A 17,766-nucleotide genomic window follows, 5' to 3' on the forward strand; every position below is an offset into this window, starting at 1 on the left:
CGGTAGGCAGGTCATCGCCTGAGGAGACCAGCGCGTTCGGCACGGTAGAGGATGTCTGCGCGATCGGCGCTCTGGAACTTCCGGTAGATGCTCTTCAGTCGGTATTTCACGGTGTCCTGTGAGATGAACAGCTCGGCCGCCGCTTCCCGGGTGGTTCGCCCGTTTCGGAGTGCCTCGAGGGTGCGTCTCTCTGCCTCCGTGAGCGGGGGAACCAGCGACACCTGCAGCACTGCGGGCAGCCCGTCGAGGTTTCCCGGCACCCAACGGTCCGCGCAGGATGCGGAGCCGTCGTTGCGGAGCGTCCCCCTCGACCAGGCGGATCACCCGGTCACGCACCAGCACCTGTGTACGAGCCTCGCGACTCGCACGGGAAAGCCGGCGTCCGGCATTCCCAATCATGCATGCATACTCTCGGTCTCGGAGTTACCTTTCACCAGCACTCGTCAGGCGCCATCGCGGGTTGGCTGCGGCCGCACGACGGCCAGAAGCGTCAGGCCGCAGACCAACCCGTGAACCTGGTCCGTGACGTGTCGGTGATGGACAGTTGAGACGCGCGCGGCTCGTTCAGATGTCCGACTACTCGGCGCAGCCACTCGCCTCGAATGCGGACTTGGCCGTGTACTGTCCTTCCGGCAAGTACTGCCCCATGACGGCCTTTTCATCGCCGGGAGTCTCGGTATCATGCGCGGCATGGCTGAAGTCCTTGGACGGCAGCATGTTCCGCATGATCAGGAGGGAATCGTCGGGATGCCCGGCGCCATCGCCAGTCGGCGAGAGCGGCAGCCATGACACCCCGCACTCCTTGGTGGCATTTGCGGGTCGGTCTTCAGGCAGCGACGCGACGATTGTGTAACGACCGGCCGCATCAGTGGTCACCTGCTCGTCGTACAGGCATGCGATCACCTTCGTCGTTGCCAGTGATTCGTTGTTGCACATCGACCAGAACCGCATGTCGACATTGCCGTTCATATGCTGCGTGCCCGTCGTCGTCTTCGGAGTTCGCGGCAGTTCGCCACGAAGTACCAGAACGTCGCCGAACCCGCGGTTGACTTCGGCCGTGACGTAGCTGTTGTCGATGTTGGAGTACTGTCCGCCCACCCGCTGGGGTGTGCCATCACACTTGCCGAGATAGGTACACCCGAGCGTGAACTCGGCGCTGTAGTAGGCCCGCCACACAGGTGTCTGGTCCGCAGGGAATGTCGCCGGCTTGCCCGGCTGGTCGCGCAGAGCCTTGTACGTGTCCAGCGGCAGTGGAGTGGGCTTCAAGATCGCATTGTCCGCGTCGACCGCCGAACACAGTGCTTCGCCGCGCAGCACCTGACCGTCGGCGAGGTGCAACTCTGGATCCGGTAGTCCTACGCCGCCGGTGAGATCACGTCCATTGTCGGGAAGGTAAATGCGGTAGAGGAGGCTGATCCGATCCTGTCCTGGCACACCGGCATACAGAGTGTTGTGTCGCGGCTCAGCCGGCGGCGTCTCGTCGAGCACAGAGACCGTATACGACCTGCCGTCTTCATTCAGGCGGTCGGCGCCCGGAAGATAGGTGTTCTGCGAACCGGCGTCCGGGGCGGTCGAAATGTCGTTGAGGACGGCGGTCGGCATCGCGGTGCCGGCGTTGTACGAGTTCAACGACTGGTAACGCGCGTGCGCGTACTGTCCCCGGATGACCAGTTCGGCATCCTCCGGGATAGTGAACTGCGCAGCCCAATAGACCGCCGCGGTGTCGGGGAAGGCGTAGTTGAGCTGCGGGTCTGCGAGCTCGGGATTGACTGGCACGGACCAGAAGCAGGTCGACACCGGATGCTCGGGATCGGGGCCGCTCGAACCGGGATCGACGGATCCGAATCCGGATCCGCTCGACGAACCGAGATCGACCGATCCAATCGCCGGCGCAGCGACCGCGGACCCGGTCCCGGGCAACGCTGTGATCGCGGTCAGCGCCGCCGCAGCTACGAACGTTTTCAATGAAGGCATCTCGCTCCTTGTGAGGTGGCTGACGAATTGTGGTAGATCCCCGTTCAGGTCTGTCTCGCACGCGCTCGGTCCTCTGACGAGGTTGCCGGAAGAGCGGTGCTCGGCGAGGGGACGGTGCTGCTGGGCGGTATGAGTGACGGCGACTTGTGAAGGGCACCAACTCCAGTGGTGTCTGCGCGGGCCTGGGTATCGATGGTGAGTCCGAGTGGGATCGCATGCCGGTGCTGCGCCACCCGGTGGGGCAGTGGCCCCGCTCCCCGCTAGAGCGCTTCGGGACGCGGCGCCGTCCAGGTGCCGTCGAGCACGGAGGGCCGGGGGCGGTACAGCCGCAGCACGTAGTTCCAGCCCGGCATGATGGGCAGGGCGTTCGCGACACCGTCGAGGTGTACGCCGAAGCGGATGGTGGTACCGCCGTCGGCGTCGGGGGTGGCGGTGAGGCTGTTGATGCTGTTCACGCCCAGGGCGTTCTCCTCGAAGTAGCCGGCCGCGTTGTACAGCGACACCGACCAGAACGCATCCACCGGAACGTCGTTCAGACGGAGACGGTATTCCGCGACAGGGAGGCGTTCGTCGACGCTGACGTAGGTGGCCTCCTGTTCAGGGAGGCCACCCCAGCCGGAGGCGGTGCCGAGCAGGTGCATGATCGGATCGACTTCTGCTGCGGTGCCGAATGATCGGTCGTACTTGCTGACGCCGCGAGCGAGTGCGAGGATCGCGTCGCGGGTCTCGTTCTGCGATTGCTCGTCGTAGCCGGGCAACGGGAACTCGCCTGTTCCGCCGCCGTCGATGGCGAGGACGTCCTGCAGCCGGTTCACCTCGGCGACGTCTTCGGGACTGTTCGGATCGACGAGGATGCGCACGATGAGTGCGGCGTAGTCGGTCCCGACCAGTTCGCGCGTGAGCACGTGCTCTCCCGGATCGCGCAGGATGACCGGACCGTAATGATCTTGACTGATCACCCACACGGAGATGTAGCGCTTGCCGGTATCCGGCACCGTGATCGTGACGTCTTCGCGCACGTCGATGATGCTGCTGCTGTACAGGGTGTCGCGGTTCTGGCGGATGATCGGCTGGTTGTCCAGCGGCTCGAGCTCACGAGTGTGGTTCCAGGTGCCCAGGCCGACGCCCGCCGCCAGGCGAGCGAACATGAGATCGGATTCGGCCCGATTGAAGTTCAGGACGTTGACGGGAATCGCGGACATAGCGGGTTCCATTCGGTGTCGGGTACGGCACGGGAGCGGGTATCCCTCGCCCCGTCGGGGAATTCAGCCGAGCAGTCGCGCTTTCGCGGCTTCGAACTCGGCATCGCTCAGCAGGCCTTGTGATTTGAGATCGCCGAGTTTCTGCAACTCGGCGACGAGATCGACCGGGGCAGCGGGCGCGCGTGTGGTCATCGCGCGTGCTGCCTGCTGCTGGGCCAACTCGTACTGGGCCTGCTCGTACTCGGCCTGGGCCCGTCGCTGCCGGCGGGTGGCCATACCGTCGCTGACGGCGGTCGCGGTACCGGTCACGATCGCGGTGCGCGCGGCAAGGCCCAGCAGTCCGGGTCGACCGGTTCTCGGGATGAACGGCATGTCAGACCTCCAGTTTCGGGGTGATCGTGTCCATGAGGGCGTTGACGATCGGGGCGGGAATCCGCTCGTAGCCCAGTAGCACCGCGCCCGACTCGGCGGTCCGGGTGGCGAGCTCACGCTGATAGACCAGCTCGAGCGCGACCAGCAGCGCCGCAGCGCCGGCGGGGATCGCCGCCGCGAGTTCGGTGATGTCTTCATGCCCGAGGAGACCGGACGCGCCGAGCATCTCGACATTGATCTCGAAGCCGTTCGGCAACTCCTCGACCTCGATGAGGGTGAGTTCGCCCTCCTCGGACTTGGAGATGACGATCAGATCGAGCAGTCGCACCAGGCCGGTATCTGCAAGGTCGGTGAGCGCGGAGAGTGCGGCCGAGTCGAGGCTCTCCCCGGGCAGGCCGAGAAGATAGAAGTCGACAGGTCCGAAACGCGCARCACTCACCACGTCGCCGCTCACGAGAGGACCTTCAGCTTCAGTGCGGTGAACTCGTCCTCGTTGATGGCTCCTGCTTCGAGGAGTGCTGCGGCTGTGGCGATCTCCTCGCTGGGGCTCTTCCCTGCGACCTCGCGGATATACGATTCGGCAGCGTTCTCCGCGTCGCGTGCGGCCTTGTTGCTGCGTTCCGTCATCCCTTCGCCGCGGGCGACGAGATAGACGAGCGCTGTCACGATGGGCAGGAAGAGCAGGAAGAACACCCAGAGGGCCTTCAACCAACCGTTCAGCTTATGGTCGCGGAACAGGTCGGCGATGATCGCGAACAGCGCGAAGAGATATCCGATGAAGACGGTCGCCGACAGCATCCAGCCGAGGCTTTCCCAGAAGTTCATGTGTGTTGTCCGATTCGTGTAAGGGGCCGCGGGGTTCGCGGCCGATTGATGAGGGAGAGTGGCGAAGCAGAGGTCAGAGGGAGGCGATGGCCTTGCCGAGGATGAGTGCCGCCATGAATGCCATGAGTACGGTCATGACCACGTTGTTCTCGCGGACGAGCCACCGGTGCAGGGCATCCAGCGGTCCCCGGAGCTGCTCTGAAGCGACGATGAACGCCGAGACCAGCACCCACACCGTCGAGGTGGCGCACAGGACGAAGACCCCCGTCGCGATACTTGCCGGGAGGGCGGCGAGACCGGCGTCTCCGATGGTCACTCCGGCGCTCGCGGCGATGAGGAGGTTCTTCGGGTTGAGTGCCGAAAGCAAGAGGCCGAGGCCGAATGCGCGCTTCAACGTGAAGCCGTCGATGGCGGCCATCCATTTCGGGAGTGCGGGATCCACGCCGGGCTTCGGTCGGCCTCGCCATTGCCTGACCGCGAGCAGCAGCAACAGGGCCGCGAGCAGGAGCTGCACGATTGCACGCGGCACGTTCGATCCACCCGAGTCGCCGTGGGGTGTGAGCAGGCCGGCGAGCAACACGAACGCCGTCACCGCGATGGCGATCCCGAGGATCCAACCGATCAGGAATCCGGGGCCGGTGCGGCGAGCGCTCGAGGAAAGCAGCATGAGAATGGCCGCGATGATCGTGAAAGGGCTGATCGCGATGCCAAGCGCGAGCGGCAGCGTCTCCCCGATGACAGAACCCAACATGGTCAGTTCCCCTACGTAGCAGTCGCGTCGGTGGGAGCGGTTGCGAGTTCGGCGACGGCGGCCCGGTTCGTCGGGTGGATCGGATCTCCTTCGCGCACGACCTCGAAACGGCCCAGCCGCGGAAGCGCGCCGCTGCGCACCCAGCTGAACGCGAGCAGTGTGACTCCGGCAAGGAACTCCCGCCCGACATTCCGCCGGCTCAACCCGGCAATTCCGTTCATTGCGGCAATTCTCACCGGTTCCTGCAGGCTTCGATCGCGGTCTCATCCGCAGCGGATGAGACCGGATTTCTATGGCCGATGAACGCTCGTCTCGAGTATCTTCGACACATGATCGAAGCCGTGCGTGAGGCACTCGCCTCCGGTGAGGCAGAGCAGGCTCGAAGCGTCCTACGGAAGAACTGGCTCCGTCTGATTCTCGAATCTCACACGAGGGAACTCGAGCAGCTCTGCCTTGCCCATCCTGATCCGCACGACCCGCACATCCTGCTGATACGGGCGTGCTGCCGCGACCTCAGTGGCGACCCGTACGGTGCGGAGTTTCTCCGCGGACAGGGTTTACGGGTTGCGTCTGACGATTTCGTCGTCTGCTTCACTGACCTGCTGCTCGCTCCAGACTCCTCGACCAAGGCCGTCATCGCCGATCGCGCGCGCCACGCGCTCGCCCAGTGCGAACCGGAGGACGATTACCCATCCGCGCTTTTCCTCCTCGGATGGACCGAGGTCAGGCTTCGTCGCGATCTCCCTCGTGCTATCGCGCTACTTCGCTCCGCCAGCGATGAGGCGCAGTTGCAGTCGCGTGCGGAGACGTTGCGTCTCGCGCAATCCAATCTGGCCTTTGCGCTCACCCACGCGGGAGCATTCACCGAAGCCGAAGAGATCCTCGACGGGCTCCCTTCCAGGGAGGTGGCGTCCGACTGGGAACGCTTCGAAGGTGGTCTCCCACAGTCGAATCGAGGGTGCATCGCTTTCTGGCGCGGCGACTTCGAGGAGGCGATCGCTCACTTCGACTCCGTCATCGTAGAGGGCAGCCCCGGAACCAACTTCGAGGCGCTCGCCCGTCTCTACTTGGTGATGAGCCTGATCGCTCTGAACCGGGAAGACCGATACCACACCGCGGCGCGTTTGCTGCGAGGCGTGAGCACTGCGGACAAGCATGGCATTCCTTGGGATACGCTGCGGCGCGTCACCACGGCCTGGCTCGCCCACGCGCAAAGGCAGGACGAGCAAGCTCGCCGTATCGCCAGGCCTGTTCTTACCCGCACAGGTGCTGCGGTTGCTCATGCGCTTCTCGCGGAACTCTATCGAGTCTTGGGGGATCCGGAACCGTCGGCTCGAGCGCTTCGCCTCGCAACATCGGCCGGGCTGCCGCGATATGCGCTGGTGAGCACACTCGTCACCTCAGCCGCACTGAACTCCGTATCAGGGCATGGTCTCCAAGCGCATGAGCAGTTGGATCGTGCGCTGGAGGCTGCACTCCCCGAACGGATTCTCGCCCCATTTCTCTCTGACGATCCGGTGATTGTCGATCTCTTGAACGCTCACGCACTACGGGGGTCGAGACATCACGAGCTCTTGTGCACGATCCTGGAACGACGGAACCAACTGTCGGTACTGCTCGCGGGAGTCCTGACGGAACGAGAAAAGGAGATACTCACATATCTGCGTACCGCGATGACTGCAGATGAGATCGCAGCGCACCTCGGCATCGCCTACCCCACGGTGAAGACGCACATTCGCTCGATCTACCGCAAGCTGGGTGTGACCAAACGTCGTGCTGCTGTTCAAGCAGCCGACAGCAGATAGGTTGCGGGGCGGTCCGACTCGTCAACGGAGTACTTCAACGGGGGCGCACTCGGCGGGTAGAAACGCGGGTAGTGGTTTCGGCTTCCTCGCCGCGACGCCTCGGACCGATGATCGTCGGAGGGCAAACCCATTATTGTTCCGAGAACACCGGGTAGTCGCCGGGTGGCTCGACTGATCAAGGAGGCACGACGTATGTGTCTGCTGTTCCAGCTCTTTTCGCAATGCGTACTCGGTGTGGTGGCGTTGATCGTGGTGCATTTCGTTTTACCCGGGGTGGATCTGAGCTTCACCGGATTCTTCGTGGCAATCGGCGTATTCACCTTGGCCCACATGATTCTCGGCCCGTTCGTGCTCAGCGTGGCGCAGCGCTATGCCGCTCCGCTTGCGGGTGGTGTCGGGCTGGTCGCCACGCTGCTCGCGCTGTGGGTTGCATCCCTGTTCCCCGATGGCATTCAGATCAGCGGCGTCCAGTCTTGGATCTTCGCACCGATCATTGTCTGGGTGATCACGGCACTCGGCGGGTGGATCTTCATGGCCTTCGTCATCGACAGGTGGCTCAAACGACGCAGTGCAGAGAAGCTCGTGCGCAGTGTGAATCAGGCGTGACGGTTGATACTGCTCCTTGTCGCAGCAGTGATGACCGTGGCGATCGTCCTCGTCGGTGTCGCGCGGTTCGACGGTCCCTCACAATTGTCTCCACGATCCGCCGAAATACCTTGTCCTGGAACCAACCCCGTAGGAGTCAGCTATGACCGCTCACCCGCTCGACCGTCGCGTTCTCCTGGAGAGTGCCCCGAACTTCCGTGACCTCGGCGGCATTCCCGTTGCATCCGGCACCGTCCGCCCGGGCGCGCTGTACCGCTCGGCGACGCTCGCGAAGCTCGACGACGACGACCTCACCGCCTTCGAGGTCCTCGGTGTCGCGACTGTGTACGACCTCCGCACTGCTGCCGAGCGCGAAGGTGCCCTCGATCGCCTTCCCGACACGGTGCATACGGTCTGGCTCGACGTGCTGGCCGACAACGCCCAGAACGCCGCGGCCACCGGACTTCTCATGACGGACCCGGTCGCATACGCCGGGACGATCAACGACGGGCGCGGGATCGGGCAGATGGAGGAGGCGAACCGAAACTTCGTCAGTTTGCCCTCAGYGCTGAGCGCATACCGCGCGTTCTATCTCGACCTGATCGACGAGAAGCGTGCCGGGGCTGCCCTCTTCCACTGCACCACCGGCAAGGATCGCACCGGATGGGCCGCGACTTCCTTCTTGCTCCTCCTCGGCGCCGACGAGACCGACGTGCGCGCCGATTACCTCGAAACGAACACCGATCTGGCGCCCATGACCGATCCGATCCTCGCCTTCGTCGAGAGCAAGGGTGTCGACCCGGAGCTGATCCGTCCTCTCCTCGGTGTCCGTGAGAGCTACATCGATGCCGCTCTCGACGAGATGCGCACCCACTTCGGCACCGTCGAGGACTACGCGCGTGACGGGCTCGGACTCACCGCCGAGCAACTCGCGACGCTGCGCGAGCGGTTCACGCAGTCTTCGTAGAAACATCCAGTCGGAGTGGGTCGCACAGCGCGGGAACCGATCCGCCCCAGCCGATTGCCGGTGTCGTCGAGGACTGCACTCAGGATCCGTTGCGACACTGTAGAAGTCGGCCGGTGGGCGCAGTACGGCTCGAACGAGATTTCGGTTCGGAACCCAGTTCCCTGCTCCAGGATTCGCCTCGGGTCGAACCGACGACGAGTGTCCGACGGGGCCCACTCGTCCACGCCCTCATCGGTGCGGGCGCTGCAGGACCTCTTCTGAATCGCGAGCAACCGCCGAGGCGTTCGAGCGGGCCGGTCGCCGGGGACGGGCTCGTCCGCTCAGTGTGGTGACGCAGGCCGTGATCGTGGGATCGAGCGTCAGGGCTGCTCGACGCCGAGGCTGATGCCGCGGGTGGCGAGCCAGGGGAGCGGATCGATCTTGTTCTCGCCGGCCAGGTGCACTTCGAAGTGCAGGTGCGGGCCGGTGGAGAAGCCGCGGTTGCCCATCGTGGCGATCTGATCGCCGGCCATGACCTTCTGGCCCACCGTGACCAGCGTGGTGTCGATGTGGCCGTACACGGTGATGGTGCCGTCGGCGTGCTGGACGCGCACCCACATGCCGAAGCCGGAGGCCGGACCCGAATCGATGACCTCGCCGTCGGCGACCGCGTAGATCGGGGTGCCGATGGCGTTGGCGATGTCGACACCGGCGTGCAGTGTGCCCCAACGTGCCCCGAACGACGAGGTGTAGGTGCCCTTGGCGGGGAGGACGAACAGCGGGCGGCGGGCGGCGGCCTCGCGGGCCGCGCGCTCCTCGCTGAAACGCTGGCCCTTCGCGAGGAGGTTGGAGAACTGCCCCAGATCGGTGGGGTTCGCGACCGCGAGCACCTGGGGTGCCGAGCTGTCGGAGGAGGGATTCTGAGCGACGTCGCTGAACTGGGCGGCCTGCGGAACGGCGGTGGTCGCGGCGGCGCCGGAAGCGGTGAGGGAGACCTCGGAGTGATCGGAGTCCTTGGCCGGCGAACTGATTGCTGCCTGGCCCGCGGCGACGACTGCGCCGGCGGCTACCGCGATGACTGCGGCGCGGCCCTTGAGGGCGGAGGGGGGAGTGGGGAGGCGGTGTAAGCCGCCGCGTCGCGCCGGGGCGGCGACATCGCGGGACGCGTCAGCGGATCCGGCGGGGGTGAAGGCGTCGAAAGGAGTCGAGTCTTCGAGGTTTTCGGACTTGTTCTCATTGTGGAGCATGGCGCTGCAAATCTCAGAACTTTCGGCCTCGGAGTAACGAACCTCCGGGGGCGTCGGATAGCTGGGCGTGACGCCGTCGTCCACTCGGTGTAGCAGCGTGACCGGAGACGGCTCCGCTGCTGGATTGCAACGCTCGAACTCGTGATCTGCCGCGGTCCGAAATGCCTGCGAAGGCTCGATGGATTCCGGGTCGGCGTGTTGTTTCACAAATCGACTGGCCGTGAACTGAGCGCGGTGGTGCATGTGCCCTGCCGTCCTCCTGCCCGTGACCTGCCTGTGACTTAGACCCTGGCGACGGTAACGAAACGGTTGCGGCGGGGCAACCTGTAGCCCATGACGAATCGACAGATGTGACCGGCGTCACAAGCTGAGCTGGGCGGATGTCGAACATCCCGAATGGTCTCGTTCATATATCGGGATGACACGGCGGTGTTACACACCACGCGGTGACGTGTTCACGAGATAGCGTCGCGCGGGTGGAATCCCCAACCCAGTCGCGCGCGGTGTCCGCAGTAGCCCACCCCGATGCGGCCCGGCGCGAGCCCGCCGTCGGGTCGTCGCCCAGCATCGCTGGGAAGCTGTCGATCGCCGCCGTCACGACCGCGGCGATCGGTGCGATCGGGGTCGCTGCGGGCTCCCTGACGGCGGTGGCACGGACGGCGGACGGCACTCGCATCCCCGCAGTGGGTGGCGCGACCCTGATCGCCGTGGTGGCCGCTCTCGCGGTTCCGGCCGTCGCCGCCGCGCTGATGTCCCGGTGGCCCGCTGCGGCGGGCGCACTGCTGGCCGGCGCCGGCGCGGTGACGGTCGGGCTGTGCGTCCTCGACATCCAGTTGTGGACCGATCCGATCGACGCCAACCGGCTGGAGCTGTTCCGTCCCGCGACTGCCGCCGGCATCACCACCGGACCCGGCGCCGCGTTGATCCTGGCCGGTCACCTCGGCGCCGTGGCGGCGGGGGCGCTCGGCCTCCTGACGGTGCACCGGGCGTCGCACGCCGACGGGCACGGCGCATCGCCCGATCCGGACGCGGTCGGGCGTCCCGCGGGCTCGCGGATCGGATTCGGGCTAACTGCAGGCGTTCTCGTGTCCGCGGGTGCGCTGGCGCTCGCGCTGCTCGTGCGCCCGCTGGCGTCGAACGACCCGGTGATCCTGGTGCGTGCCGCGATCGCCTCGGACGGTGCCACCCCGATCGGTGCGGTGGTCGTCGCCGTAGCCGTTCTGATCGTCGTCGCCGCTGCGCTGGCGTCGACCGACGTCGCGGTGGCCGCCGGGGCGATCGGGGGAGCCGGTGTGGCGGCGCTCGGGCTGGTCGGCAGCCGGCTCGCCGCYGGGCTCGTCGACGACCGCCTCGCTCCCGGCCCGGGCGCGGTGTGGGGCACGGTCGGCGCCGTGCTGCTGATCGCTGCGGCGGTGTCGATCCCCGTCGCCGCGCGACACCGCGAGCAGCGCGCGGCGGAGTTGTCCGTCGCGGGGCACCGGGATCGTGCGGTAGCCCGGTCGACACCGCGGGAAACCGTCGGCCGATGGCACACCGCCACGGGCGTCGCGGGAATCTGCGCCGGGTTGCTGGCCGGCGCCGGCGCGCTGCTGCCCGTGCTGACAGTCCCGGATCCGCTCCCGGCTCCCGAGTTGCCCGCGACCCGAGTCGTGCTGGTCGCGGCGGCGCTGATCGCGATCGCGGCCGTGTGGCTGCTGATGTCGGAGTTCGCGGCCCTCGTCCGTCCCGTCGTCGGCGTGCTGTGGGTGTCGGTGGTCGCCGCGGTCGCGAGCGTCGCGCAGAGCGCCCTGGCGGCCCTCGAGATCCCCGGAGTCGGATTGGGTGCGGGGAGCTGGCTCATGGCCGCCGCGGCGCTCGTCGCGGTCGTGACGGGGCTGCTGGCGGGATTCGCGGGCGCGGCCGAACGCGACGACGTCGACACGTCGCAACGCGTCGACCCGGTCCGTTCGGTGGTGGTCGTCGGCGTCCTCGCAGCGACCGCGGTTGTCCTCGCCTACGTGCTCCCGCTGTACCGCGGGGCCGACGGAACGGCCGCGTCCCTCGGGCGGTTCCCATGGGGATGGGACGCGTGGGGACAGGCGTTGTCGGCCGTGGTCGTCGTCGTTGCGGTGCTGGTCGCAGTGCATGCCCGCGCGGCCCGCGCGGCCGCTCTTCTCGCAGGTGCGGCCGTGATCATGGCCTGTCATCTCGTGGCGTGGTCACTGTCGGCGGGTCGTCTGACGGATCCGGTCGCAGGCCCGGGCGTCGCACCTGCAATCCTTGCCGTGGCGCTCCTCGCCGGGACTGCGACCCTCGCCGGGTATCGCAACCCGCGGTGAGTCGTGCCGCGACGACTGTCGACGCGTGACATATGCCACATAGCATGTGGGCGAGCGATAGTCGATTGATTGAACTAGTTAAAGTCCGACACGGACCCGCTCCTACCCCTCGAGCGGGCGTCAACGCAGACGAGACGGTGAGCAGATGGATCTCTTCGAATACCAGGCGAAGGAACTCTTCGCCAAGCACGACGTGCCGACGTCGGCCGGCCGTGTTACCGACACTGTCGCCGGTGCCCGCGAGATCGCCGAGGAAATCGGCAAGCCCGTGATGGTCAAGGCACAGGTCAAGGTCGGCGGCCGCGGCAAGGCCGGTGGCGTCAAGTACTCGCCCGACGCGGATGCCGCGCAGGCGAACGCCGAGGCGATCCTGGGCCTCGACATCAAGGGCCACGTCGTCAAGAAGCTGCTGGTCGCAGAGGCGAGTGACATCGCCGAGGAGTACTACATCTCCTTCCTGCTGGACCGCACCAACCGCACGTACCTGGCCATGTGCTCGGTCGAGGGTGGCGTCGAGATCGAGGTCACCGCCGAGGAGAACCCCGACGCCCTCGCGAAGATCCCCGTGGACGCCGTCAAGGGTGTCGACCTCGCGTTCGCGCGCAGCATCGCCGAGGCCGGCAAGCTGCCCGCCGAGGTGCTCGACGCCGCGGCCAACACGATCCAGAAGCTGTGGGAGGTCTTCATCAAGGAAGACGCTCTCCTCGTCGAGGTCAACCCGCTCGTCCGTACGCCCGACGACCAGATCCTGGCCCTCGACGGCAAGGTCACGCTGGACGAGAACGCTGCGTTCCGTCAGCCCGGCCACGAGGCTTTCGAGGATCGTGACGCCACCGATCCCCTCGAGCTCAAGGCCAAGGAGAACGACCTCAACTACGTCAAGCTCGACGGCGAGGTCGGCATCATCGGTAACGGCGCCGGCCTGGTCATGTCGACCCTGGACGTCGTCGCCTACGCAGGCGAGAAGCACGGCAACGTCAAGCCCGCCAACTTCCTCGACATCGGTGGCGGCGCCTCGGCTGCCGTCATGGCTGCCGGCCTGGACGTCATCCTGAACGACGCGCAGGTCAAGAGCGTGTTCGTCAACGTCTTCGGTGGCATCACCGCGTGTGACGCGGTCGCCAACGGCATCGTCGGTGCGCTGCAGACCCTGGGCGACGAGGCCAACAAGCCGCTCGTCGTGCGCCTGGACGGCAACAACGTCGAAGAGGGTCGTCGCATCCTCGCCGAGGCCAACCACCCGCTGGTGACGGTCGTCGCAACCATGGACGAGGCTGCCGACAAGGCTGCCGAGCTCGCCTTCGCAGCGAAGTAAGGGACACACAACAATGGCTATCTTCCTGACCAAGGACTCCAAGGTCATCGTCCAGGGCATCACCGGCGGCGAGGGCACCAAGCACACCGCCCTGATGCTCAAGGCCGGCACCCAGGTCGTCGGTGGCGTCAACGCTCGCAAGGCCGGCACCACGGTCTCGCACACCGACAAGGACGGCAACGCCGTCGAGCTGCCGGTCTTCGCGACCGTCGCCGAGGCCATGAAGGAGACCGGCGCGGACGTCTCCATCGCGTTCGTCCCCCCGGCCTTCTCGAAGGACGCCATCGTCGAGGCCATCGACGCGGAGATCCCGCTGCTCGTGGTCATCACCGAGGGCATCCCGGTCCAGGACTCCGCTTACGCGTGGGCCTACAACGTCGACAAGGGCAACAAGACCCGGATCATCGGCCCCAACTGCCCCGGCATCATCACCCCGGGTGAGGCGCTGGTCGGCATCACCCCGGCGAACATCGCCGGCAAGGGCCCGGTCGGCCTGGTCTCCAAGTCGGGCACCCTGACCTACCAGATGATGTTCGAGCTGCGTGAGTACGGTTTCTCGACCGCCATCGGCATCGGCGGCGACCCGGTCATCGGCACCACCCACATCGACGCCATCGAGGCGTTCGAGAAGGATCCCGAGACCAAGGTCATCGTGATGATCGGTGAGATCGGTGGCGACGCCGAGGAGCGTGCCGCCGATTACATCAAGGCCAACGTCACCAAGCCGGTCGTCGGCTACGTGGCGGGCTTCACCGCTCCCGAGGGCAAGACCATGGGCCACGCCGGCGCCATCGTCTCCGGTTCCTCGGGCACCGCGCAGGCCAAGAAGGAMGCCCTCGAGGCGGCCGGCGTCAAGGTCGGCAAGACGCCGTCCGAGACCGCTGCTCTCGCTCGGGAGATCCTGAAGAACCTCTGATCGACGTCCGATCACACGAACGGCGCTCGCAGCCAAGGCCTTCCGCCTGGCCGCGAGCGCCGTTCGCGTTCGGTGGGCGGCACAGTCAGGCGTCCACCCACTGAACCCCCGCAGGCGTGAGTTCACCTGCGCCGGAAGTCAGTTCGGCGACGATCGACGCGAGCTGGGTGGGATTGCGGGTCGCGAGCGTGAAGGTGACCGCGGCGCCGTACGCGGCGTCGACGACGCTCACCCCGCGGGCGCGGAGTTCGGACTCCATGCGTCCGGCCGTGTCGTGGCCCACCTCGACGGACACCAGTTCGAGGCGTTCCCGGCTCAGCAACGCCGACGCGGCGACCGCCTCGTCGACGGCGGCGACCACAGCGCCCGAGTACGCGCGTACCAGCCCGCCGGCACCGAGCTTGATGCCCCCGAAGTAGCGCGTGACGACCACAGCCACGTCCACGAGGTCCCGGGCCCGCAGGACCTGGAGCATCGGAATCCCCGCGGTACCGCCCGGTTCGCCGTCGTCGTTCGACCGCTCGATCCGGTCCGACGGGCCGTTGCCCGTGATGTACGCCCAGCAGTGGTGCCGCGCGTCGGGATACCGGCGGCGCCGCTCGTCGACGAATTCCTGGGCGTCGGACGGGCCGTCGATCCGCCGGAGCACCGCGATGAAGCGCGAATGCTTGACCTCGGTCTCGGTCTCGACGTCGGAACCGGCGGGCAGCGTGAAGGGCATGAGCCCATTTTCCCGTGCGGTGCAGCACGACCGGACACGCGGCGTGTCTGCCACCGGAGTCGTCGCGGTCTCGCCGACACCTTTCCCGATGATTCGCGTGGATGATCAGGGTAGCGTTCATGGGGTTTGATACGTCGACTAGGAGCAGACATGACTTACACCGACGGAGGGTCCGGCTTCGGTCAGCCCTCGCAGCCGCCGGCGGCGAACGGCACGAAGAGTTTGTCGTTCTATCTCGGCATTGCGGTCCTCGCGCTGGGTGTCGTCAACTTCCTCCTCGGGTTCGCTCCCTACCTGAAGAACTCGACGAGCTCCAGGTACGGCCTCGAATTCTCGGCGAACGCGTTCGAGAGCGACGGCACACTCCCGCTCAGCTTCCTGCTTCTCGGCGGACTGCTGGCCGGTCTGACGCTGCTGCCCAAGCAGTCCTACGCCGGCCCCGCTGCGGCGACCTCGCTCGTCGGCTTCCTCGTGTCGTTCGTCCTGATGCTCAACATTCCCACCGGCGGCAGCCTCGCCGGCGGCGGCGTCATGATCCTGATCCTGGCGTTCATCCAGGCGGTGATCGCGACGGCGGTGTTCCTGTTCGGTGCCGGACTCGTCAAGCAGCCGCAGGGTCGACCGACTCGCACCCACGTCCACCCCGCCGCCTACGGTCACCCGCAGGGATACCCGGGCCAGGCGCCCCAGCAGGGGTACGGAGTTCCGGGTGGCCAGCAGGGCTACGCCCAGGGGTACCCGCAGCAGCCGACCTACGGTCAGGCCGGTCAGCCGCAGCCGGGCTATCCGCAGCAGGGGTACGCGCAGCCTCAGCAGTCGCAGCCCACGGCCGGCTACGGACAGTTCCAGGCCGGTCAGCAGCCGTACCAGGCGCAGCAGCCGACGCAGCACATTCCGCAGCAGCAGACGCCGGAGCACGAGGCGCCGTCGGCGCCCCCCGCCGCACCGGCCGGTTCTCCCGATTCGCCGGGCGCGCCCACCCAGGCGTTCGGTGCCCAGACCGAGAACCCGGACGACGAGAAGAAGTGATCGAGTGGGCCACGCCACGCCTCGGCGCGCCTGAACGCCGCCGCCGGGCACGGGTGCGACCCTCGAACCGATGACTTCTCTGCTTGGTCGCGGTGTTCGCCGCGACATCTCCGACCGACCCGATCCCGACACCGATCAGGTGCGTGCGCTGCTCGGGGTGGCGCTGCGCCCGACCGGTGTCGCGATCGTCCTGATCAGTGCGGTCGTCATCGTCACGCTGGTCGCGTCGAACAGCGACCTGACCGGGGTGGTCGGGGCGATCGCCGCGTGCTGGCTGGCGCTGCACCAGGTTTCGCTGACCATCACGGACGCTCCGCTCGGGGTACTTCCGCTGCTGCCGACGGCCGTGATGATGTGGGCCGTCGCCCGCGGATGTGCCCGCGCGGTCACCGCGCGCTCGACGCTGCGTGACGCCGCACGGGTGGTTGCCGCGGCGGTCGCGGGACCGTTCGTGATGACGCTCATCGCGCTCGCGGTGGTCACCGACGCGACGTCCGTCGTCGCGCTCGAGGCGCCGAACGCGGCCGAGGCCCTCGCATGGGTCGTGGGCATCCACCTCGTCGCGGCGGTGGCCGGTGTCGTCGCGACGACGGGGCGTGCGGAATGCGAGCGCCGAGGCGCCCCGTCCTGGGTTCCGGAGGTGGCACGCCCGGCAGCGCGAGCAGCGCTGGCCCTGTTCGCGGTGGGTTCCGCGGTGACGGTCGCATCGCTGGTGTGGTCATGGTCCGACGTCGGGACACTCCTCGGTGACGGTTCGGATCCGGTCGGCGTGCTGGGGCTCACCGTCCTGTCGGTGCTGTACCTGCCGAACGTCGCTGTCGGGGCGGTCGCGGTCCTGGTGGGCGGTACCGCGCACGCCGGTGGCACCTCGGTGAGCGTGTTCGACATCGTCGCGGGCCCGGTGCCGCCGGTCCCGGTGCTCGGTGGGGTCCCCGGCGAACTCGTCGGGACCGCGTGGCCGGTGCTGTTGATCGTCCCGCTCGCGATCGGCGCACTGCTCGGACGGGACTGCGGTCGTCTGCGCCTGCCCGTGCAGGAGACCGCGTACACCGTGGGGTGCGCCGCCGCCGGTGTCGGTGTGGTGGCTGCGGCCGTCGGTTTCGTCGCGGGCGGCGAGCTGGGGGTGTACGGATTCGTCGGCGTCGAGCCGCTCGTGCTGGGATTGATCACCTTCGGGTTCCTGGCACTGCCCGGTCTCGCAGTCGCGACCCTCATCGCGCGGCGCAACGGCGTCGAGTCGGACGGCGGAGACGAGATCGAACGAACCGAGAAGTCCGACAAGTTTGCGGAGACCGCAGCGTTCGAGGACACCGGAGCGGACGACCCGGCACTCGCATTCGAGGTGAAGCGCCTCGCGTTGCCGTCGATGCGCTACCGGTCGGAGCCGGAAGCGGACGCGGACGCGGATAGGGAGTCGGGACCGGAATCCGAGCCGGGATCGGCGGCCGGGCCGGCCGCTCCCGATACCTCCGACGGCTCCGGGGAGACGGTGCTCGAGGGCGAACTCGTCGACGACTCCGCCGCCGGCCCGACCGATGTGGCCGACACCGACGTGATCGACGTGGAGGTCGAGGCGGTGCCGCAGGATCAGGACGAGCCGGGCGAGCCGGAGACCTCGCCGGGGACGGACGAGACGGAGACGACCTCGGACGAGGCAGCCGAGGCCGCAGAAGGCGACCTGCCGGACGGTCCGCTGACCCCCAGCGACTAGGCTCTAACCCGGCCCGTGATGCGGCCCGACCGTCTCGAAAACCAGGAGT

The 17,766-nt window shown here is 67.1% G+C and carries 18 protein-coding genes; 8 read left to right on the forward strand and 10 right to left on the reverse strand.

The features are described 5' to 3' along the window. Window positions 1-11 precede the first annotated feature (11 nt). From AB4Z09_RS16180 to AB4Z09_RS16215, 8 genes are all read right to left on the reverse strand, one after another. The gene (locus AB4Z09_RS16180) at window positions 12-260 is read right to left on the reverse strand and encodes a response regulator transcription factor (RefSeq protein WP_174908743.1); all 249 of its coding nucleotides are present in this window, start codon (window positions 258-260) and stop codon (window positions 12-14) included. A gap of 316 nt (window positions 261-576) precedes the next feature. Then, window positions 577-1,776 carry a hypothetical protein gene (locus AB4Z09_RS16185; RefSeq protein ID WP_442240181.1) on the reverse strand — a complete coding sequence of 400 codons (1,200 nt, stop codon included), beginning with the start codon at window positions 1,774-1,776 and terminating at the stop codon, window positions 577-579. 458 nt (window positions 1,777-2,234) lie between these two features. After that, window positions 2,235-3,176 carry a DUF1214 domain-containing protein gene (locus tag AB4Z09_RS16190; RefSeq protein WP_442240182.1) on the reverse strand — a complete coding sequence of 314 codons (942 nt, stop codon included), beginning with the start codon at window positions 3,174-3,176 and terminating at the stop codon, window positions 2,235-2,237. 63 nt (window positions 3,177-3,239) lie between these two features. Then, window positions 3,240-3,548, reverse strand: coding sequence for an SHOCT domain-containing protein (locus tag AB4Z09_RS16195; RefSeq protein WP_174908748.1), 309 nt, complete (start codon window positions 3,546-3,548; stop codon window positions 3,240-3,242). Between the two features lies 1 nt (window position 3,549). Continuing rightward, window positions 3,550-4,002 (reverse strand): DUF6325 family protein, encoded by a 453-nt coding sequence (locus tag AB4Z09_RS16200; RefSeq protein WP_442240183.1) that lies wholly within the window; start codon window positions 4,000-4,002, stop codon window positions 3,550-3,552. Next, window positions 3,999-4,373, reverse strand: a complete 375-nt coding sequence (locus AB4Z09_RS16205) for a PLDc N-terminal domain-containing protein (protein WP_114718176.1) — start codon at window positions 4,371-4,373, stop codon at window positions 3,999-4,001. The genes AB4Z09_RS16200 and AB4Z09_RS16205 overlap by 4 nt, the downstream gene beginning before the upstream one ends. 73 nt (window positions 4,374-4,446) lie before the next feature. Beyond that, the gene (locus tag AB4Z09_RS16210; RefSeq protein WP_442240184.1) at window positions 4,447-5,124 is read right to left on the reverse strand and encodes a GAP family protein; all 678 of its coding nucleotides are present in this window, start codon (window positions 5,122-5,124) and stop codon (window positions 4,447-4,449) included. 11 nt (window positions 5,125-5,135) lie between these two features. Further along, complete coding sequence (locus AB4Z09_RS16215) at window positions 5,136-5,345, reverse strand: hypothetical protein (RefSeq protein WP_442240185.1); 210 nt, start codon at window positions 5,343-5,345, stop codon at window positions 5,136-5,138. A 108-nt stretch (window positions 5,346-5,453) separates the two neighbouring features. On the opposite strand from AB4Z09_RS16215, the gene AB4Z09_RS16220 reads away from it, so the two are divergent. From AB4Z09_RS16220 to AB4Z09_RS16230, 3 genes are all read left to right on the forward strand, one after another. Further along, entirely contained in the window at window positions 5,454-6,929 is a 1,476-nt protein-coding gene (locus AB4Z09_RS16220; RefSeq protein ID WP_442240186.1) for a LuxR C-terminal-related transcriptional regulator, read from the forward strand. A 192-nt stretch (window positions 6,930-7,121) separates the two neighbouring features. Next, entirely contained in the window at window positions 7,122-7,535 is a 414-nt protein-coding gene (locus AB4Z09_RS16225; protein ID WP_442240187.1) for a phage holin family protein, read from the forward strand. Between the two features lie 142 nt (window positions 7,536-7,677). Further along, a complete protein-coding gene (locus AB4Z09_RS16230; RefSeq protein ID WP_442240188.1) occupies window positions 7,678-8,481 on the forward strand; it encodes a tyrosine-protein phosphatase in 804 nt (267 codons plus the stop codon). 359 nt (window positions 8,482-8,840) lie between these two features. Here AB4Z09_RS16230 and AB4Z09_RS16235 read toward each other — a convergent pair whose 3' ends face one another. Then, window positions 8,841-9,950 carry a M23 family metallopeptidase gene (locus AB4Z09_RS16235; protein WP_442240189.1) on the reverse strand — a complete coding sequence of 370 codons (1,110 nt, stop codon included), beginning with the start codon at window positions 9,948-9,950 and terminating at the stop codon, window positions 8,841-8,843. A 233-nt stretch (window positions 9,951-10,183) separates the two neighbouring features. Here AB4Z09_RS16235 and AB4Z09_RS16240 point away from each other — a divergent pair, with 233 nt between their 5' ends. From AB4Z09_RS16240 to sucD, 3 genes are all read left to right on the forward strand, one after another. Further along, window positions 10,184-12,025, forward strand: coding sequence for a hypothetical protein (locus tag AB4Z09_RS16240; protein WP_442240190.1), 1,842 nt, complete (start codon window positions 10,184-10,186; stop codon window positions 12,023-12,025). Between the two features lie 145 nt (window positions 12,026-12,170). Beyond that, window positions 12,171-13,340, forward strand: a complete 1,170-nt coding sequence (gene sucC / locus AB4Z09_RS16245; RefSeq protein ID WP_114718182.1) for an ADP-forming succinate--CoA ligase subunit beta — start codon at window positions 12,171-12,173, stop codon at window positions 13,338-13,340. A gap of 13 nt (window positions 13,341-13,353) precedes the next feature. Continuing rightward, window positions 13,354-14,256, forward strand: a complete 903-nt coding sequence (gene sucD, locus AB4Z09_RS16250) for a succinate--CoA ligase subunit alpha (RefSeq protein ID WP_442240191.1) — start codon at window positions 13,354-13,356, stop codon at window positions 14,254-14,256. 85 nt (window positions 14,257-14,341) lie between these two features. Here sucD and AB4Z09_RS16255 read toward each other — a convergent pair whose 3' ends face one another. After that, entirely contained in the window at window positions 14,342-14,977 is a 636-nt protein-coding gene (locus AB4Z09_RS16255) for an IMPACT family protein (RefSeq protein WP_442240192.1), read from the reverse strand. 150 nt (window positions 14,978-15,127) lie between these two features. On the opposite strand from AB4Z09_RS16255, the gene AB4Z09_RS16260 reads away from it, so the two are divergent. Beyond that, window positions 15,128-16,006 (forward strand): DUF5336 domain-containing protein, encoded by an 879-nt coding sequence (locus AB4Z09_RS16260; RefSeq protein ID WP_442240193.1) that lies wholly within the window; start codon window positions 15,128-15,130, stop codon window positions 16,004-16,006. Window positions 16,007-16,076: 70 nt separating this feature from the next. Further along, on the forward strand, window positions 16,077-17,717 hold the full coding sequence (locus AB4Z09_RS16265) for a cell division protein PerM (protein WP_442240194.1): 1,641 nt from the start codon (window positions 16,077-16,079) through the stop codon (window positions 17,715-17,717). Window positions 17,718-17,766: the final 49 nt, after the last annotated feature.

The sequence above is a fragment of the Rhodococcus sp. TAF43 genome, from assembly GCF_052113525.1.
In the GTDB taxonomy this organism is placed as follows: Bacteria; Actinomycetota; Actinomycetes; order Mycobacteriales; family Mycobacteriaceae; genus Prescottella.